Origin of the sequence: Gemmatimonas aurantiaca T-27 (assembly GCF_000010305.1) — a bacterium.
GTDB lineage: Bacteria > Gemmatimonadota > Gemmatimonadetes > Gemmatimonadales > Gemmatimonadaceae > Gemmatimonas > Gemmatimonas aurantiaca.
In genome coordinates, this window is sequence record NC_012489.1 from 3,817,407 (window position 1) to 3,836,136 (window position 18,730).

General features: G+C 64.6%; 14 protein-coding genes. 3 read left to right on the top strand and 11 right to left on the bottom strand.

Annotated elements, in window-relative coordinates; all coding sequences use genetic code 11:
* Positions 1-8 precede the first annotated feature (8 nt).
* The 6 genes from GAU_RS16455 to GAU_RS16480 are packed head-to-tail and all read right to left on the bottom strand — an operon-like array spanning position 9 to position 6,566.
* Positions 9-1,244, bottom strand: coding sequence for an isochorismate synthase (locus tag GAU_RS16455; protein WP_015895033.1), 1,236 nt, complete (start codon positions 1,242-1,244; stop codon positions 9-11).
* Positions 1,241-2,398 (bottom strand): ABC transporter substrate-binding protein, encoded by a 1,158-nt coding sequence (locus GAU_RS16460; protein ID WP_015895034.1) that lies wholly within the window; start codon positions 2,396-2,398, stop codon positions 1,241-1,243. Before GAU_RS16460 ends, GAU_RS16455 begins: the two co-directional genes overlap by 4 nt.
* A 49-nt stretch (positions 2,399-2,447) precedes the next feature.
* Positions 2,448-3,716, bottom strand: a complete 1,269-nt coding sequence (entS, locus tag GAU_RS16465) for an enterobactin transporter EntS (RefSeq protein WP_015895035.1) — start codon at positions 3,714-3,716, stop codon at positions 2,448-2,450.
* Positions 3,713-4,654, bottom strand: a complete 942-nt coding sequence (locus GAU_RS16470; protein ID WP_041265625.1) for an alpha/beta hydrolase — start codon at positions 4,652-4,654, stop codon at positions 3,713-3,715. Before GAU_RS16470 ends, entS begins: the two co-directional genes overlap by 4 nt.
* Complete coding sequence (locus tag GAU_RS16475; protein ID WP_015895037.1) at positions 4,651-5,481, bottom strand: ABC transporter ATP-binding protein; 831 nt, start codon at positions 5,479-5,481, stop codon at positions 4,651-4,653. Before GAU_RS16475 ends, GAU_RS16470 begins: the two co-directional genes overlap by 4 nt.
* Positions 5,478-6,566, bottom strand: a complete 1,089-nt coding sequence (locus GAU_RS16480) for a FecCD family ABC transporter permease (RefSeq protein ID WP_015895038.1) — start codon at positions 6,564-6,566, stop codon at positions 5,478-5,480. The genes GAU_RS16475 and GAU_RS16480 overlap by 4 nt, the downstream gene beginning before the upstream one ends.
* 29 nt (positions 6,567-6,595) lie before the next feature.
* Here GAU_RS16480 and GAU_RS21280 point away from each other — a divergent pair, with 29 nt between their 5' ends.
* Both GAU_RS21280 and GAU_RS21285 read left to right on the top strand, forming a co-directional pair.
* Entirely contained in the window at positions 6,596-7,288 is a 693-nt protein-coding gene (locus tag GAU_RS21280; RefSeq protein WP_015895039.1) for a 4'-phosphopantetheinyl transferase family protein, read from the top strand.
* Between the two features lie 307 nt (positions 7,289-7,595).
* The gene (locus GAU_RS21285; protein WP_015895040.1) at positions 7,596-11,537 is read left to right on the top strand and encodes an ATP-binding protein; all 3,942 of its coding nucleotides are present in this window, start codon (positions 7,596-7,598) and stop codon (positions 11,535-11,537) included.
* Between the two features lie 10 nt (positions 11,538-11,547).
* Here the strand turns inward: GAU_RS21285 and GAU_RS16495 are convergent, their stop codons facing one another.
* From GAU_RS16495 to GAU_RS16505, 3 genes are all read right to left on the bottom strand, one after another.
* Positions 11,548-12,204: a peroxiredoxin gene (locus tag GAU_RS16495; protein WP_015895041.1), complete on the bottom strand. Its 657-nt coding sequence runs from the start codon at positions 12,202-12,204 to the stop codon at positions 11,548-11,550.
* 87 nt (positions 12,205-12,291) lie between these two features.
* Positions 12,292-13,275: a subclass B3 metallo-beta-lactamase gene (gene bla, locus GAU_RS16500; RefSeq protein ID WP_015895042.1), complete on the bottom strand. Its 984-nt coding sequence runs from the start codon at positions 13,273-13,275 to the stop codon at positions 12,292-12,294.
* A 6-nt stretch (positions 13,276-13,281) separates the two neighbouring features.
* The gene (locus GAU_RS16505; RefSeq protein ID WP_015895043.1) at positions 13,282-14,256 is read right to left on the bottom strand and encodes a helix-turn-helix domain-containing protein; all 975 of its coding nucleotides are present in this window, start codon (positions 14,254-14,256) and stop codon (positions 13,282-13,284) included.
* 101 nt (positions 14,257-14,357) lie between these two features.
* Here GAU_RS16505 and GAU_RS16510 point away from each other — a divergent pair, with 101 nt between their 5' ends.
* Positions 14,358-15,320: a sulfurtransferase gene (locus GAU_RS16510; RefSeq protein WP_015895044.1), complete on the top strand. Its 963-nt coding sequence runs from the start codon at positions 14,358-14,360 to the stop codon at positions 15,318-15,320.
* 66 nt (positions 15,321-15,386) lie between these two features.
* On the opposite strand, the gene GAU_RS16515 is transcribed toward GAU_RS16510, so the two are convergent.
* Positions 15,387-15,836 (bottom strand): DUF4760 domain-containing protein, encoded by a 450-nt coding sequence (locus GAU_RS16515; RefSeq protein ID WP_015895045.1) that lies wholly within the window; start codon positions 15,834-15,836, stop codon positions 15,387-15,389.
* Between the two features lie 435 nt (positions 15,837-16,271).
* Positions 16,272-18,605, bottom strand: coding sequence for a carbohydrate binding family 9 domain-containing protein (locus GAU_RS16520; protein ID WP_052574510.1), 2,334 nt, complete (start codon positions 18,603-18,605; stop codon positions 16,272-16,274).
* Positions 18,606-18,730: the final 125 nt, after the last annotated feature.

Below are 18,730 nucleotides of genomic sequence, written 5' to 3' on the forward strand. Positions count from 1 at the left end.
CGGGCCTCTCAGGCATGTTGGGGTTCTCCCGCCGGAGCGGCCACAGGACGATGGGCGCGGGCAAGAACCTCCTGGGCACTGAGCGCACGTAGCATCGTTTCGAACTTGGCCGATGTCTCCGCGCCTTCGCCAGCCGGATCGGAACCGATGACGATACCGGCACCGGCATAGAGTCGCGCTCGCGTGCCCGCAATCTCCGCGCAACGGATCGTCACCATCCAACGTCCGTCTCCGCGGGCATCACACCACCCCACCGCGCCGGTGAAGTAGTCGCGGTCGAATCCCTCGAGCTCCGTGATCAGCGACTGAGCCCGTGGCTGCGGCACACCACACACGGCAGGCGTGGGATGCACCACATCGAGCAGCTCCAGCGACGAAACGGCATCATCGCGCAACTGCCCCGTGATGCGCGTGCCCAGATGCCACATGGTGGCCGTGGAAACGAGCGCAGGCGAACGCGCAAAATCGAGTGAGGAGCAATACGGTGACAGTACATCGGCGATGGCTTCCACCACGGCCGCGTGCTCACGCTGGTCCTTGTCCGATCGCAGCAACGCTTCGGCCGCAGCCCGATCGTCTGCGGCAACCAGTCGACGCCGCGTGGATCCGGCCAATGGATGTGACGATACCGTGCGCCCCGACTTCGCCACCAACAGCTCCGGTGTCGCGCCCACCAACGAGCGGGCTGCGCCATCTGGCGTCGCGGGCAACGGCGTCGCAAAGGTGGTCACACTCGGATCGAGTCGAAGCCGCGCCAGCAGACGCCGGATATCGATCGGTGCCGTGGAATTGAGCTGCAGGCTGCGCGACAACACCACCTTGCGCAGCGGATCAGCAGCGGCGGCCTCTGCGTCGTCCACCATGTGCGCGGTGGCCCGGGCAACGGCCGCTTCATACTGCGCACGCGTGGGCTGTGGCACGACATGCCAGACACCGGGCACAAACGCTCCGTGCTGCGCGTCATCGGACGACTGAGGCGCGCTGCCACCATGGGCTGCCCATGCCGCTTCCCACGTGGCACTGCGCGTGACCCGTTCGGGGCGCAGCAACTCCAGCGTCCGCGCGCGATCGAACGGAATCGCGCCCACCAGAACGCCGTGTGGATCTTCCGCCTGTGTTCCCGCAAAGCACGCCGCCACGGCCGCCGGCAAACCGGCGCCGCGGGCGAAGCGCACCCGCTCGACGACACCCGATGCCATGAAGGTCTCGGGTCCCGACGACAGCAGGAACGGCAGTGCCGTCACCGGAGGCTCACCCACTGCGGGCCTTCGATCGGGACAGCGAGGTACTTCGTGTTGATTTCGGTCAGCGTCTTCGCCGGATCGATGTCCTTGAACAGCACGGGATCGATCCACCGCGCCATGGACTCCACGGCGAGAATATCGAGCGGCGAGTTGAGGAGCTGATGGGCAATGCCATACGTCCGTCCACTCTTCACGGCGGCCAACGACGAGATCCCCTGACGCGCCGTCATCTTCTGCAACGCGGTACGGGCCTGCTCGGGCGTGAAGCCCGGGCCCAACACCAGGCCACCGGCCTTCTCGAGGTGCGGTCCACCCGTCTCGATGTACACGGGCGCGTTCTGCGACAGCACGTATTCGATGTTCAGCTTGCCCGTGGTACCGGGCAGCACATCGGCCGCGATGTTGTGGCCACCCACGAAGGTGATGTAGTCACCGATGTTGCCCTTGCCCGGGGCATGACAGCACTCCTCGGAGATGCCGGCGTGCACTTCCACGAACACCTTCGGGCGCGTGCGTGCACCAGCCTTCCGTAGACGCTCCGAGATGACACGCATGTGCTGCTTGCGGAAATCCACGAACGCCTGCGCGGCCGCACGACGTCCTACGAGCTGACCCAGCATCAGCAGGCTGGGGTCGGTGTTCTCGAGCGGGTGCACAAAAAAGTCGATGAACACCACTTCGATACCGGCCCGCTGGAGTTGCTCGACCTGCTCCGTGGAAGGGCCCTGCCCCATCGAGAACACAGCCACCTCGGGACGCACGCGCAGGACCTGTTCCTGCGAATAGGTCGCCGCCGAACTGGCAATCGCGGTCAGTGAATCGAGGCGCGGAAACTTCGCCCGGAACTGTTCGTGGGTGCGCACCCCGATACGATTGATATCCTTGGGCCACGCCACGAGTGTGCGCACCGGATCGGGGTCGATGAGCGCCATGGCCATCAGGAAACGGCCATCATCGATCAACACACGCGACGCCGGCTTGGCCAGCGAGATGCGGCGTCCGGAGATATCGGTGAACTGCACCGGTCCCTGCGCCACCGCCGCGGTGGCACGCGCGGTACCACGCGGCGCGGCCTGCGCCTGCACGGTGTTCACACCAGCGGAGATACCCTGCCCGATGGTCGCCAGGAGCAGCGGCAAGAACGAACGGATCACGGAGTGCCTCACAGAAACGATGGGAAGGAAGCGAACAAAACGTGGCCGGTCACGAGGGTTGTCCCTCGCGGCGCAGGGCGGGAAACGCGAGCACGATGACCACCGTGCCGATCAGCGCGAGACATCCACTGACGGTCACCACCCGATGCGGCGGCAGCCATTGAGCGGCGGCGCCAGCGAGTGCCATGCCCAGCGACGGCAACACCACCGCCTGGATCAGCCACAGGCTGCCCACACGCCCTTGCAAGCCATCGGGCGTGTGTGACTGCAACAACGCGCGGCGAAGAATCTCCGAGAGCGCGCGGCCGGCGCCGGCCACCGTCAGGGCGATCACGGCGGCCAGTGCGGTGGATGCCACACCGAGTCCGATCGTGCCGACGGCCCACAACACCGTCGTCAACACCAGCATCGCACCGGCATCCCGCGTGCGACCGGTCCATCCGCTGAGCAGCGACGAGAGAAAGGCACCTGCGGCTGGCGCTGAGTAGAGCCAACCGGCCACGATGGCACCATCCATCAGCCGACTGCTCCACGGCAGCGACGCCCCGGCAAACCGCGACGACGCCAGCTCGGGAAACAGCGAGCCCGGCGACGCAAACAACGCCACCGGAATCTCCAGCAACAACAGGGCACCCACCACATGATGGGTGCGTGTGAAGTGCCACGATTCCCGCGCCGCAGCGATCGGGCCCAATGGCACACCGGGGCCGGCCGGCAATGGCTGCATGCGCGACAGCAGCAGCGGCGTGAGAATGGCCCCCACCGCGACGATCACATAACAGGCCGTGAGTCCCCACGCACCGATCGTGATGCCGGCGAGCGAGGGCCCCAGCATCGCACCGGCCTGACTGGACACCGTGATCAATGCACCGGCCGCGGCCAGTTGCGCGCGCTGCACCAGCGAGGGCATCGCCGCCATCAGCGCCGGCGCACTGATGCCGTTGATCGCTCCGGCAATGGTCGACGCGAGATAGATGATCCACAACTGCGGTTGTGGCAGCAGCGTGTTGATCAGAAACAGCGCCGCCACCAGCACGTACACGCTGCGCGAACTCACGATGAGCCGACGACGATCGAACCGATCGGCCATCACGCCGCCGACCATCAGCCCCATCGTCATCGGCACGGCGAGGCACAGATTCACCAACCCCACGTGCCACGACGAACCGGTGATCTCGAACACCTGCCACCCAACCGCCACACTGATCACCCCGATCGACACGATGGAGATCGTGCGTGCGGCAAACAGCAGCCGGAAATCCCGGCTCGTGCGCAGTGGGGTCACATCGAGCAGCAGCCCCGATGCCGGCGCCGTCATCGGACCGTCCCCACCAGGCGCAATGCCTCGCTCATGCTGGGCAACACCACTGAGGCATGATCCTCACCGGCGAACACACGGCATCGCGCATCGAGCGCCGGCGCGACCTCGTTCAGGCGATCGGTGAACTCGCGTGCCTGGTCGACCATGCGACGCGCGCGGCGGCGCTCCAGAATGTCGTCGGCATTGTTCTGCCCATGCTGCCAGGGCGCCAGCGCCTGCTCGTATTCACCCACCGTGATCAGCACCTGCGGATGCAACACCGGACGCGATGTCGACAGCGCCGCAACGGCCTGCCACAAAGTGTCTCCACCTCGCCAGATGGACGGGCTGATGGCCACGTACGCCTGATAGGGCGGCGCCCCTTCGGGTGACGTTCCACGGCCCAAGGCTTCCAGCAGCGTGTCGAGCACAAACAGACCGCCCAGCGAGTGACCGATCAGTGTGGAGCGTGCGGCATTCACCGGAAAGGCCGAGGCGATGGCCGGCTGTACCACCGATGCCAGGAACGTCCGAAAACGCGACGCACCCAGTGCCGGCGTGAAGTCCTCCGCACGCAACATCTGTCGGTGCCGACGCCGATCGTCGGCACTCACGGCGGTGTGTTCGGCCCCGTCGTCGGCATACGACACGCCCACCACGATCGCCGGCATCACCCCCGTGGCATCGGCTCGGTGGGCACGCGTACGCATCGACTCCACCGTGGTCGCGAACGTCGCATCGCCATCGAGCTGATAGATCACGGGGTAACCGCTCGGCGGAGCCGGTTGCACGGGCCAGGCCACTCGCAACCGATAGCGCACACCATGGGCGCTCTCGAGCTCCCAGGTTTCTGCGTCGGCCATCACGACCGGACCCACGACCGCGCCCATGACCGCGCTCACACGAGGTGAACCGGCCCCGGACATCGTCGGGTCGAGCGCCGCACGATCACTCACCGCGCATCACCCTCGCCAACACGATCCCGCGTGCCGTCGACAATGACCTGCGGATACCCGAACGAACACGGTTCCACGCGCGCGTCCACACCGTAGATGCGCGACAACAACGTGGACGTGAGCGCCGCCGTCGGTGCGCCCATGGCCTGCACACGACCGCCATCGAGCACGATGAGCTGATCGGCCCAGCGAGCCGCCAGTGTCAGATCGTGCAGCACCGAAATCACCAACCGCCCTTCATGCGCCAGTGCCCGGGCGAGCGACATCACGGTCACCTGGTGCCGCAGATCCAGCGCACTCGTGGGTTCGTCCAGCAGCAGCATCGCCGGCTCACGCACAATGGCCTGTGCCAATCCCGCCAGTTGCCGCTCACCCCCCGAAAGGTGCTGCAACGGCTGCAAGGCCAGGTGCGCGATCCCGATGCGCTCCAGTACGGCAATGCCCCGCTGCTGCGCATCTTCCATGGTCTCCACTGGCGGCGACATCGGCGACGCCTTGAGCGCGCCCAGCAGACCATCGAGCACGGAGAGCGTCACGTCCTGCGGCAGCGATTGTGGCATGAAGGCCACGCGCTGGGCACGCTGCATGGCCGACACCCGCAACAGATCGAACCCGTCGAAGCGCACCGAACCGCGCCCTTCCACCAAACCGGCGAGCACGCGCAGCAACGTGGACTTGCCCGCACCATTGGGCCCCACCAGCGCGATGTGCTGGCCGGCATGCAGCAACGGCAGCGTGAGGTCGTGCAACACGGGACGATGGCGATAGCCCGCCGTGAGCCCGCGGATCTCCAGTGGACCAGCCGAACGATCGCGTGGTGCGCTCATCCGCGTGTGCCTCCTCGCGTGCCGAAGATCAGCACCACGTAAAAAGGCACACCGATCAGCGCCGTCACCAAGCCGATCGGCAGGATCGCACCGGGCACGATTATCTTGCTCACCACCGACGCCAACGACACCACCAACGCCCCACTCAACGCACTGGCCGGCAGGAAGAACCGATGGTCTTCACTCACCAGCATGCGGGCGATATGAGGACCCGCGAGTCCGACAAACGGAATCGTGCCCACAAACGCGACGGCGGTGGCCGTGAGCAAACTCACCCGCAACAGCGACGCGCGCCGCAGTTGCGCGACGTTCACGCCAAAGCTGTGCGCCCGTTCTTCACCCAACCGCAGCGCGTTGAGCTGCCACGACGCACGAAACGTGAAAGGCAACACACAGGCCACCACGATGGCGACGAGCTGCACGCGGGGCCACGACGCACGCCCCAGGCTACCCATCGTCCAGAAGACGAGCTGTTGCAACGCCTGCTCGCCGGCGATGAACTGCAGAATGGCCACCAGCGCATTGAACGTGAAAAACAGGGCGGTGCCGAGCAGTACCAGCAATTCGGTGGACGACCCCTTTCGACGAACGGCCGCCTGCAGCAACAGCACCGAGCCGAATGCAAACACGAAGGCGTTGGACGAAATCACCCAATGATCCGGCACGCCGGGGATGCGCACTCCCAACACGATCGCCAGCGCCGCCCCCAGGATGGCCGCCGAAGACAGGCCCAGCGTAAATGGACTGGCCAGCGGATTGCGCAGCGTCGTCTGCAACTCGGCGCCGGCCAACGAAAGCCCCATGCCCACCAACAAGGCCATGACGGCCCCGGGGAGACGGACTTCCTTGATGATCATCAGCGATGTCTCATCCATCGGGCCGTCGCCGAACAAGCTTCCCAGCACTTCGGCCGCCCCCAGATCCGAAGGGCCCGTCAGCACATCGGCAATCAGGGCCACCACAATGGCCACCGTGAGCAGCACCAGCAGCGCAAGCCGCTGGCGTATCTGCCGACGGTACCCCGCCAACACGGTGGCGGCCTGCGGCGACGCGGCCCCTGAAGATCCGGCGGGCAAACTCGTCATGAGCGCACGACGCGTATATCGTGCAGTCGATGCACACGCTGGCGACACTTCCCCGTACGCTGTCCCCCGGACACGCGCATCTGTACATCGTGGTAATCGCCGACTGGCTGCCCGTCGCTCTGGATGTGCTGCAGGCGACGATCTCCGCCGAAGAACAGACGCGCATGCGCCGCTTCCGCCAGCACGCCGATCAGGAGCGTTTCCTGGTTGCGCACGGGACACTGCGCCTGCTGTTGGGACGGCACCTTGATCGGGAGCCGGTGCGGCTGGCTTTCAGAACGGGCGCCCGCGGCAAACCCTGGATCGCCACCGATACCATCGGTGATGCCATCACGGAGCCACCGCTGCACTTCAACCTCGCGCATGCCGGCGGCGTCGTGGTGATTGGCATCGCCGAACGACCGCTGGGGGTCGACGTGGAGATGGTGCCGGCGACCACCACGGCACCCGATCCTGGTCCGGCCTTCGATCTCACACAACAATGGGTGCGTCACGAGGCACTCCAGAAGGCCACCGGGCTCGGCCTCGGAGCAGAAATCCTGGAACCCCAGACCTTGGACGCCACGGAGGCCAGCCCACCGCTTCGCGTGGTCGACATTTCACTGGCCAGCAACCTCGATCCGGCTCGCCCGGAACAGACGTATGCCGCGTCCGTGGCGATGGACGCTTCTCTGACAACCGTGTGCACATTCCGGCTGGTCGCGCTCTCACACCATCCATAGACAAGCAAGTCAGTGTGGCGTGATGACACTGCCACACCACTGACTTTATAGTGCCTCGATCGTGTTGCCTGTTTGGCTACGGCGGAAGGTCCCACAACAGGAGCTGGAAAGCGACGTGGGACGCACGGAGCGACCGCGGAACGTCTGGTTTTTGACTGAATCGGATAGACTAGCAACAATAAACGATTGAAGGTATCGGGATTAGTACGAGTCGCGATTTCTGGCCGCCTGGACACGCCAGAACTGGCCCGCATAGGCATTGAGTCCGCGTGGCGACCAGCCATGTTTTCAAGCACTATGTTGCTCCATGACCCCGTCTCGGGCCCTGGAGCTCATCGCCGCCCTTTGCATCGCGCATGTTGTCGCGGTGCAGCGCCTCGCAGCGCAGGAGTTTGGCCGGCGCCCGACACCCGCCACCTCGTCGGCGGTCACGGCCCTCGAACTCGACGACCTCGCCTACACGGCCTTTGGTCGACGTGACGGTCTGCCGGACTCGCCCCTCTACTCGCTGACCCGCTCGCGGGACGGCAGCGTGATGCTGGGCACCGCCGACCGTGCGCGCCATTTCACGGGACGGTCATGGTCGCGATTGCCCCTGCCACCCACCATTACGGACGGTATGGTCCGTATGGTGCTCGATGCGTCCGCGCACGAGCGGTACTACGTCCATCATCGCTACGTCAGCATCGAGCGCGATGGCCAATGGGTTGGACGCTTCGAACTGCCGGAGGCGGCGGCCCCCATCTACTCGGCCGTGTTCGAGCCGCGCGGCGACAGCACGCCACGCCTGATCGTCGGCACGGCGGGTGGCGTGTTCACGGCGCAGGACAGCGGACGTTTCACGCGCATGCCGCTGCCCGCTGGCATGGTGGAACGCGATGCCATGATCGCCTCCCGTACCGTCAATGGAGAATTCGAACTCTGGGTCGGTACCCGGGGGGGAGGTGTCGCGCGCCGGTCCAACGGAAGGTGGACCACCTGGGGCGCGGCCGATGGCCTCGACAACCGCATGGTGGAGCATCTGGCCGTCGCACCACCGGGCGACTCCGCGTCGGCGATCATCGCCACCGAGGATGGCGCCTTCCTGCTCACCGGCAATCGGTGGCGTCGCATCGGACCGGCGGGCTCCATTGCCCGCGTGTTACGTGTGCGCGTCAACGACGCGACCGAAACCTGGATCGGAGCCACGAGCGGTCAGGTCTTTCGATCCCGTGACGATCGACAATTCACATCGCTCGAACTGAGCCCCCGCACACTCGGCTCACGCGTTCAGGCGCTCGAGGCGGTGGACCATGGACTCGGGCACCCCTCCATCTACATCGCCTTTCGCAGCGGCGTGCTGCTCCGCGTCACGGTGGGGGTCGCCGGACGGGTGGCGACGGCGCCCGAAGTCCTCGGCTATCCCATCGTCGGCGCGGCCCCGCGACGTTTGGGGGACACGTTGTGGTTCTGGGCCATGAACTTCGGGGCAGTCCGTTTCCCCGATTTTCACGGGGTGCGCACCAACGAGGAGATGCGTGGTGGCAACGACTCCCGCACGCGACTCTACTTCGATACGGGCACCAGCCCCGCCCGTTTGTTGACCGCCATCGGATGGCACTTCTACGAACAGGTCGGCGACCGATGGGTGCTGCGCCTCGATGTGGGGGAGAATGACTTCATCTTCGATTTGCTCGAAGGTCCCACTCCCTCGGGATCCAACGCGCTCATCATCGTGTCCGGTCGTGGCGCCTGGTACGAGTCCGCTCCCTCCACATTCACGCGATGGCCTGGCTTTCCGGCAAGCGCACGGGCGGCCACCATCGATTCCACCGGTCCGACACGCCAGCTCCTGGTAGCGCTTGCCGACGGACGCGTCGATCGGTTCGACGGACAACGATGGTCCGTGCTCTCCGACGATCGACCCGCCATTGGCACACCGGTTGATCTCGTTGCGATGCGCTTGAGTTCCGGCGAATGTGCGTTGGTGCTCGGTGGCTCCGAAGGCCTGGCCTTGATGCGGAGCTGCGGTGGGACACCGTCCTGGAAATTCTTCGACACCGAGCATCTCACCGGGCTGCTCGGCGAGGACGTGAAAGATCTCGCCCCGCTCCCCGGAGGGCGGGTTGCCATTGCCACGTCGCGCGGGCTGACGATCGCCTCGCTGGGCCGCACCTTTGCCGACTCACTGGCCGTGACGGAATCGTTCACGGACCTCGATGGACTGCCGCACCCCTACGTCGCAACCATCGGTCCGCTCGACGATCGCGGACGCCTCTGGCTGGGTACCCCACTCGGTGTCGGATTTGCCAATATCGACGGACGACGCGGACACGAGATGCGCCCCCTGCTCTCGCTGGTGCAGCTCCGCAATGGCCGTGGTCTGCTCATCACCCAGGGCTCGCGTCTGCAACAGGCCGAATCACGCGTGGAGATCGATGCCTACGCGATGACTTTTCATCGCGAGGAAGAGACGCTGTACCGGTTTGAGCTCGACGGAACACCCATCACCACCCCCGCATGGACCGACCGCGGCAGCGCCACGCTGGCCACGCTGTCACCAGGGCGCCACACGATTCGTGTGCGCGCCGTGGACTATCGGGGCTTGGAGGCCGTCAGCAGCGAAACGCAGTTTGTGGTCATGCCGCCCGCGTGGCGCTCTCCACTGGCACTGATCACCTATGGTGGGCTGTTGCTGGGTGCCGGGGTATTGATCGATCGTCGACGCAACCAGAAGTCGTGGCAACGTGCGCAAGAAGCAGAGGCCAATGAGCGACGGCTCGCCACCAGCGAACAGCGCTTTCGTCGTCTGTTCGAAGACGGAGCCAACCCACAACTGCTGATCGCCGATGGCGCCGTATTGCAGGCCAATCATGCGGCCATGCAACTGCTTCAGACCAGCGCCCAACCACTGGTCGGACGTCCGATCGCGTCGCTCATTCCTCGGGTCGTGCCGCTGCTGGCCAGCGACCGCCCCACACATCGACGTGAGTGCGATGTCATCAATGACCACGGAGAAGCGATCCCGGTCGAAGTGTGGCACACGCGTATCCCGCTCGATGAGGCCATCCTCGATCACTTCGAGATGCGCGACCTGCGGGAGCGCAAGCGCCTCGAGGAAGAACGAGCCGAACTGGAGTCTCAGTTGCGCGATGCGCAGCGACTCGAATCGATGGGCACCCTGGCCGGCGGGGTGGCACACGACTTCAACAACCTGCTGACCGTCATTCACGCCAACGCCGAACTCGCGGCGAGCGATCTCGTGCCGACATCAGCGGCTGGTGAGGCGATTTCGCAGTTGCTGGTGGCGAGCCATCGAGCACGTGAAGTGGTGCGGCAGATCCTGACCTTCAGCCGGCGTACCGCACTGCAGCAGGAACCGGTGCGCCTGTCCGCGCTGCTCGAAGAAACGCGCTCGCTGTTGCGCTCGACGATCCCCTCCACCGTGCAGGTGATCATCTCCAACGAAGCGCCCGACGCCACCGTCACGGGAGATACCACGCAACTGCAGCAGCTACTGCTCAACCTCTGCTCCAATGCCGAATACGCGATGCGCGCCACCAATGGGGGCACGCTGGGCATCCGGTTGCGTTGGCTCACGGACATCGCAACGGCTGACGGTGCAGAGTGGGTGGCACTGACCGTCTCGGACTCCGGTGTGGGCATGTCGCCAGACGTGCGCGCGCGCATCTTCGAGCCGTTCTACACCACCAAGCCCGTGGGCCATGGCACGGGGTTGGGTCTCAGTGTGCTGCATGGCATTGTCACGTCGCACGGTGGACTGACCCATGTGACGTCAGAGCTCGGCCGGGGCACGACCATGGAGATCCATCTGCCGGCATCGCGGATGGCGGAGCCCGAACGCCCAACCGCAACACCTCCCACCGCGAGTGCATCCAGCCAACGCCAGCGTGTTTTGCTGGTCGACGACGAAGACGCCGTAGCAGGTGTGATACGACGACTCCTCGAGCGCAACGGGTTCAACGTGACCCTGGCCAGCAACGGGGTGCAGGCGCTGGAGCGTGTGGCGGCCCATCCGGCGTTCGACCTGATACTCACCGACCAGACCATGCCGATGATGACGGGCCTGGAGCTGGTCGAGCGACTGCGGGCGACCGGTCACCACACGCCCATCATTCTGGCGTCAGGATTCGGTGCATCGATCGACGGGGAGCGCGTCGCGCATTTGCGCGACGTGCACCGCATCGACAAGCCATTTGCCTCCAACGACCTGCTGCGCCTGGTGCGCAGCGCGATCGCGGGATCCTGAGCGTCAGTCGTTACGCGCCCGGCTGGGGCACAATGCGCAGGTACGGCTTCGGTTCCTTCCAGCCGTCGGGATAGATGGTGCGTGCTTCATCGTTCGACACCGAGCCGGCGATGATCACCTCTTCGCCATGCTGCCAGTTGGCCGGGGTCGCGACACGGTGCTTCGCCGTGAGTTGCATCGAATCGACCACCCGCAGGATCTCGTCGAAATTGCGACCCGTGGTCATCGGGTAAGCCAGAATCAGCTTGATCTTCTTGTCGGGGCCGATGACGTACACCGTGCGCACGGTCTGATTGTCGGCCGCCGTACGACCTTCACAGCTTTCTCCCGCTTCTTCGGGCAGCATGTCGTACAGCTTCGAAACGGCGAGTTCCGTGTCACCGATCATCGGGAACTCGGGCATGTAGCCCTGCGTTTCCTGAATGTCCTTGGCCCACTCGCTGTGACGATCGGTGGGATCCACCGACAGGCCGATCACCTTCACATTGCGCTTGGCGAACTCCGGCGCGAGACGCGCCACATAGCCGAGCTCTGTCGTGCAGACCGGCGTGAAATCCTTCGGGTGCGAAAAGATGATGCCCCAGGAATCACCAAGCCATTCATGGAACCGGATGGATCCATGCGTGGTGTCGGCCTGAAAATCTGGAGCGGTCTGACCAATGCGCATGCGAAAACTCTCCTGAGAGTGAACGAGAACCTAAACCATAGCGACACGACCCGTGATGCGCGATCAACACCATCACCCGTACCCCGATCAGCGCGGCGCGATCTTCTCCTTCGCAATGCGCTTCTCGAGCGCCTCGGCCGCACGGGATGCGTATCGACGGCACGCCTCGCGGTCCACCAGCGCGGGACGCGCGCCGGCCGGTGATGCGGAACGGTCACTGCTGGCCAGTCGCTCCCATAGCGACGACGCCGCCGGATGTGGCGTGATGAGAATGTCGCAGGAGAGTCGGCTCAGCAGAGCCTGCCCACGACGGAAGTCCGCAACACCGGTGCGGTAGGTGGTGCTCCGGGTGTAGAAAAAATCGTCGGCCGACACGGGGGTCTGGCTATCGGCATACACGAGATCCAGGCACTGCGTGCCTTCGCAGGATCGCCAGCTCCAACTGGTACCACCCGGCGTGTGACCACCCGTGAAATGAGCGGTCAGCGACAACGTCCCCACTTTCACGACCTCCCCGTCACGCAGGACACGCACCCTGGGCACCTTGGCAAAACCGGGATTCATACCGTACTGCGGGTCATCGTTCGACGATTGCCCAGCCATCAACCAGCGCGCACTCGAGGGGCTCGCGGCCACCGTCGCACCGGACAGCCGCTGAATCTCGGCCAGCGCCCCCGCATGATCGAAATGCGCGTGGGAATTCACAATGATTTTGATGTCCCCGACACGAAACCCCATGGCTTCGATGCCCGCCACGATCTGTGGTGCCGATTCAGGCAGGGCGCCGTCCACCAGCACATGACCATCGGGTGATGTGACGAGGATGGCGCTCAGACCATGCGTGCCCACGTAATAGCTGTTGCCAAAGATGCGGAATGGCGCGTGGGGGGCATTCCATTCTGCACAGTCCGGACAATTCGGGGTCGGTGGAACCGGTGTGACCACCGCGCGCGTGGCACTCTGCGCCGACACACCGACAGGCCCCCCCAGAAGCAATGCTGATGAGGCCACACACCATGCCAGGGCCATGGCAGCGCGCTGCGAGCGCGACAGAGGAATGCAAAAGGACATGTGTTCCTAAAGCTGCGCGCGAAAGGCGCGACGGTAGGCGTGGGGGCTGGTATGCAACTGCGTACGGAAATGTGCACGCATGGAGATCACGGATCCAAATCCACACTGCTCGGCGATTCGTGAAAGCGGCAACGCCGTGGACTCCAGCAATGTACGCGCACGCTGCAAGCGCTCCATCAGCAACCACTGTAGCGGTGATGTCCCGACCTCGGCGCGAAAGCGGCGGGTGAAGGTTCGCAGTGGCAATGCGGCATGCCGCGCCATGGCGTCCACGGTGGACACTTCCCCCAATCGCGTGCGCGCCCACTGCCGTGTCGCATCGAGCGAGCCGGTGTCGTCGGTCACCATGGCACGATCCACGAACTGCGCCTGTGAGCCATCACGGTGCGGTGGCACCACCAGCCGTCTCGCCACGGTAGCCGCCACGGCCGCGCCGAAGTCTTTGCGCACGACATGCAGACAGAGATCGATGCCGCAGGCGATGCCGGCCGATGTCAGCACCTGGCCCTCGTCCACGTACAACACGTCAGGATCAACGCGCACCTGCGGATAGCGCGAGGCCAGCAATGGGGCGTCCATCCAGTGTGTGGTGGCGCGTCGACCATCCAGCAGCCCTGCTTCGGCCAGCATGAACGCCCCGGAGCAGATCGACACCAGGCGCGCGCCTCGTGCCGCGGCTCGCTGCAGCGCCACGCTCACCGCACGCGGAATGGGCAGATCAAGATCGTGCACACCCGGCAACACAATGGTGTGCGCCTGCCGCAGCGCCCCCAATCCGCGCGTCACCAGCACATCGAATCCATTGGCCGTGCGCACCGGGCCGGGCTTCGGGGCGCAGAGCGTGGCGCGGTATCGCTGTACGCCGAGATCGATGCCGGGATAGCCAAAGACCTGCATGGGCACGCCAAGATCGAAGGGCACGACCGATGGCAGGATCAGAATGGCGACAGAAATTGGCGTTTCGATCGGTGTTTCCGGCATGGCCGAAAACTATCGGAAACTGGCTTTTCAGCCACTCACAACCTGAACCAGCCGACGCCATGTTTCGTGCGAACACCCTATCAGCGCTACTTCCGACCCCAATGACCATGCCCGTTCGTGCCCCTCTTGCCGGTTTGTGCTCGTTGACCGCGCCGGCCTTCCGCGTCGCGCTCACGGCCGTTGCACTGACCCTCACCTCCGGCTTCATGCCCCATGCCGCGCAGGCTCAATCGCCAGCGCCGTCCCCGCTGAAGATCGTGTCCACGGAATGGCTGGCCGAGCGTTTGAGCGATCCCCGTCTGGTGATCATCCAGGTGGAAGGCAAGAATTCGCCGGACGTCGTGCGCATCCCCGGGGCGCGCGTGATACCGTACTCCGCGCTCACGACACGTCGTGGTCCGCTCACCACGGAGTTGCCGGACGTGGACAGCCTCGCGTCGCTGTTCCGAAACCTCGGTGTGTCCGATGCGAGCACGGTGGTCATCACCACCAGCCAGGAATCCCCGATGGCCGCGCGCGCACTCATGTCGCTCGACTATCTCGGCCACGGTTCGATGGCGTTCCTCGACGGCGGTGTCGCGCGCTGGACGGCGCAGAATCGCCGCACCACAACGGAGGCACCGGTGGTGACCCGTGGCACCTTCACGCCGCGCGTACGTCAGGATCTGGTGGCCACCGCCGACTGGATCAGTGGCGCTCAGCAGCAGGGCCGCATCGCGCTCATCGACACCCGCACCGATGGTGAATACGCCGGCGGTGGCAATCGCAGTGGCATGCCGTCGGCGGGCCACCTGCAGGGCGCACGACAGCTAGAGTGGGAACAGCTATTCACGGACGAGAAGCACTTCCAGTTGCGCGACTCCACACAGCTCCGGCAGCTCTACACGGAACGCATGCGTGGAGGAGATACGGTGGTCACGTACTGCTGGGTGGGCTATCGCGCGAGCATGACGTATGTGGCCGCGCGAGCCCTGGGATTGCCGGCCCGCTTCTACGACGGCTCCTATCAGGACTGGCAGCAGCGTCAATTGCCCGTGGTGGCCGGTACGTCTCCGCGCGAGTAAAAAGACAACGGCGCCGGGTAAGTGCCCGGCGCCGTAATGCTCTCCCCCACACTGCGTCAGCTTGCGTCAGGACGCCGGCTTGGCCGCAGCCAAATGGGCCTGCATCCGCTTGCGAAAGCGTTCCGCCGTGGCGCGCCCCATGTCGCTGTTGGTCGCCACCCACTCGGCATTGCGGAAGCCGTTCGCGTTCACCTGCGCCCGGTACTCAGCGAGCCACGGTTCGATGCGCGAATAGAGCAGCAAACCTTCCCCGTTGCTCTCGAGCAGGAAGTCGGTGTGGATCACCCCGTGCTTGGCCATCGCGTAGGTCATCTCCCAGTACGTGGAGCACTGACGGAAGGCGGCATTCAGCGGATGATCCGATTTCGTGATTGCCAGCACGTCATCGAAGCTGGTGGGCAGAAACTTGGTGATGATCTGGGCCCGCGAGTCACGCATGACCGCTTCGCGACGCAGCTCATAGAGCTTGAGTACGAGCTCTGCGTCATGATGATCGGGAAAATCCTTGAGGGGCACGAGCTATCCGGGAAGGTGGGAACGCCGACGCCAACTGTTGGCACGGCAGGTATCCGGAAAATATGCGCCTGAAATGCGAGAAGCGCCGGGCATACTGCCCGACGCTTCTCCGTGTCGTCCGTGGAGGTTCGTAGCGACTTGGTCGCGAGAGCGTATTTGCCCTCTGAGTCCACGTCGACACCCGATCATCAGGAACTGCAAGCCCAATGACGGCGCGTTCCACTCTGTGGTGGAATGTTGCAGCGGGTCAATGCACGCAACGTCGTTGCACTACGCCTTCGGTTGAACCGCGAGGAATCGGGATCGATCCCCGATCTGCCGCAGCGCTGTGGAGGCATCGCCCTCTCTCTGCATCAGCAACATGCAAAGACCGAGGGCGCGCCGCCATAGGTAAAACCCCTACACGAGCTGCGCCGTACCAACCCGCCGTACCAATCAGCCGCCCGTGCCGAACTGCCGCGTGAACTTCACGAACACCGAGCGCTGCTGACGCTGCTCCCAATCGAAGAAGCCGTTCGCCGTGCGTCCTTCGTTCAGCACGATGAACAGACCTGTGCCGGCCGTGTTCAGCCACCCGAAACGCACATTGGCCGACCAGATCTCCTGCTGGTTGTTGTACTGCGTCAGTGTCTGCACGAACACACGCGGCGAGAAGAAATAATTCAGACGCAGCGCCTGCAACGAACTCTTGAAGTCACCCTGCGGCAGCTTCACATCGTTGTAGTCCATCGTGAACGATCCCGAGAACGTGGCGCCGCGGCGCACCGTCACGGTGCCACTCCCACCTTGGCGCGTTCCCGTCCAGAACGGACCGACATCGAAACGGCCCACGGCCGACACGTTCTCGCTGGGATCGGTGTTGTAGTCGAATCCGAACGTGCCCCAGTCGTACTGACCAACGGGAATCACCACTCCCGGCGCGATGGTGAACGGCGCCTGCAGGCCTTCATGCGAGATGTTGTACTCCGGACCAAAACGTGCGCCGTTGGCCAGTTCGAACTCGGTGAGATCGATGTGCCAGTAGCCAGTCTGATAGAAACCGTCCTTCAGGCCACTCACATTCCGGTAGCTCACGTGCGGGTTCCACTGCTTGAACCACGACCACTCCGGCTTGCGGATCAGGCGCATCACCGATGCATCGTACGTGCGGTAGCCACCAGGCCGGCTCATGAAGCCCACTTCCGGATTGAAATCCGCGCCCACTTCCGCATAGCGCGCGTTGTGGTTCCACACATTGGTCTGGTAGGCGATGCGTCCGCTGAACGCGCGGTCGTTGCCATCGCGCCCGCGCGTGGTCGTGCGTGCGGCCCACAGGTCGCTGGTCCACGCCTGACCGAGACCGATGCGTCCGTCCACGGCGAACGTACGATTCACATCGACGCTGCTGTCCGTGGACATGCGCTGCACGGCCATCACACCAATACGTGAACGCGACGACAACTCACGTGTAGCGCGCGCCACGGAGTACGACTGGCCGGGCAAGCTGTCGTTCGGTGCCTCGGTGACCATCTGCAACAGACCAACAGTCGTCTGCCCCACGCGTCCCGACAGACGTCCACCACCGAGGATGGGCTGCGGAGACCCATCGGAGGCAATGCCGATGCGGCGCGAGAAGAACAGGTCCACGGCCTGCGGCGTACCAGCCGAGAACACGCCGGCATTCTCGAGGAAAAACGGACGCTTTTCCGGGAAGAACACGGGGAAACGCGTGAGATTCACACGCTGGTCATCGACTTCCACCTGCGCGAAGTCGGTGTTGTACGTGAGGTCCAGCGTGAGTGACGGTGTGACACCGTACTTGATCTCGCCACCGAACTCGGTGGGAGTTTTCTGGGTCTTCACATCGCCAGCCCATCGCTGCTGCACCGACGACAGAATGTACGGCGTGATGGTCTGGATGCGTCGCGACGGTACGTCGAGCGATGTCAGCGTTCCGGCGAGCGACAGTCGATACAGGTTGAACTGACGCGGGATGAACGCCCAATACAGTTCTTCGTTCTTCCGACGAATGCTGCGCGAGACGTTGAGTCCCCACGTCTGATCTTCACTGCCCGCCTGAAAGCGCAGCGTGGAGAACGGGATGCGGAACTCCGCCGTCCAGCCCAGCGAGTCGATGGACGTAGCCACTGTCCAACTGGCATCCCAGTTCACGTTGAAGCCGCCCATCGCACCAGCCTGCATGCGATTCTGTCCGGCAACGGAGGCACCGCCGCCCTCACCTTCGCGGATCACCTGACCATCGTACTCCACACCCGCCGGTGTGGTCGCGAACACGAACCCGTTCTGGCGATCGTGATACGTGTCGAAGATCAGGGCGATATGGTCGCTGTTGCTCAACTGCACGTCACGGATCTTTTCACCCGGCACGATCAGGTGCGGCTCCCGATCGTACATGCGCGCTCCGATATAGAGGTACTTGCCGTCGGTGGCGAGACGGACCTCGGTCCGCTCGGAGGCCGGCACCCCTTCATTCAGTTCGCGCTGCACGAACTCACTGATGGGGGTGCCTTCCTTCCACATGGCCTCATCGAGCCGGCCATCGATATTCGGCGCCGTGGTCACCCGTATCGCGGTGGTGCTCGGCCGTGGCCTGGCGCGCGCAGCCCGTGCAAACGAATCGGCCACGGCCGCATCGAGGCGAGGCTGCGTGGGGGGCGTGCCACCCGCCTGAGCGGAGGCGCGAGGTGCAACAAGGACGGACGCGACAAGACCGAGCACACCAAAGGCACCGGTCAGGGACGCCGGCGCGGTGCGAAACGACGGAAGCATGGAGGGGGCGGAAGGGGAGCCGTGGAGGGAATTGCCGCGGGCAATCTAACGCACATGGACCGTGACGCATCCGTGATCCTACGGTGATGGACCGTTCGCTTCGGCGTGACCGGAGGCGGGGATTC

Excerpts from the sequence above, each read along its gene's own strand:
- GAU_RS16510 (WP_015895044.1), top strand. The coding sequence starts at position 14,358 with ATGACCATGCCCGTTCGTGCCCCTCTTGCCGGTTTGTGCTCGTTGACC.
- GAU_RS21285 (WP_015895040.1), top strand. The coding sequence starts at position 7,596 with ATGACCCCGTCTCGGGCCCTGGAGCTCATCGCCGCCCTTTGCATCGCG.
- GAU_RS21280 (WP_015895039.1), top strand. The coding sequence starts at position 6,596 with ATGCACACGCTGGCGACACTTCCCCGTACGCTGTCCCCCGGACACGCG.
- GAU_RS16475 (WP_015895037.1), bottom strand. The coding sequence starts at position 5,481 with ATGAGCGCACCACGCGATCGTTCGGCTGGTCCACTGGAGATCCGCGGG.
- GAU_RS16495 (WP_015895041.1), bottom strand. The coding sequence starts at position 12,204 with ATGCGCATTGGTCAGACCGCTCCAGATTTTCAGGCCGACACCACGCAT.
- GAU_RS16520 (WP_052574510.1), bottom strand. The coding sequence starts at position 18,605 with ATGCTTCCGTCGTTTCGCACCGCGCCGGCGTCCCTGACCGGTGCCTTT.
- GAU_RS16505 (WP_015895043.1), bottom strand. The coding sequence starts at position 14,256 with ATGCCGGAAACACCGATCGAAACGCCAATTTCTGTCGCCATTCTGATC.
- bla (WP_015895042.1), bottom strand. The coding sequence starts at position 13,275 with ATGTCCTTTTGCATTCCTCTGTCGCGCTCGCAGCGCGCTGCCATGGCC.
- GAU_RS16480 (WP_015895038.1), bottom strand. The coding sequence starts at position 6,566 with ATGACGAGTTTGCCCGCCGGATCTTCAGGGGCCGCGTCGCCGCAGGCC.
- entS (WP_015895035.1), bottom strand. The coding sequence starts at position 3,716 with ATGACGGCGCCGGCATCGGGGCTGCTGCTCGATGTGACCCCACTGCGC.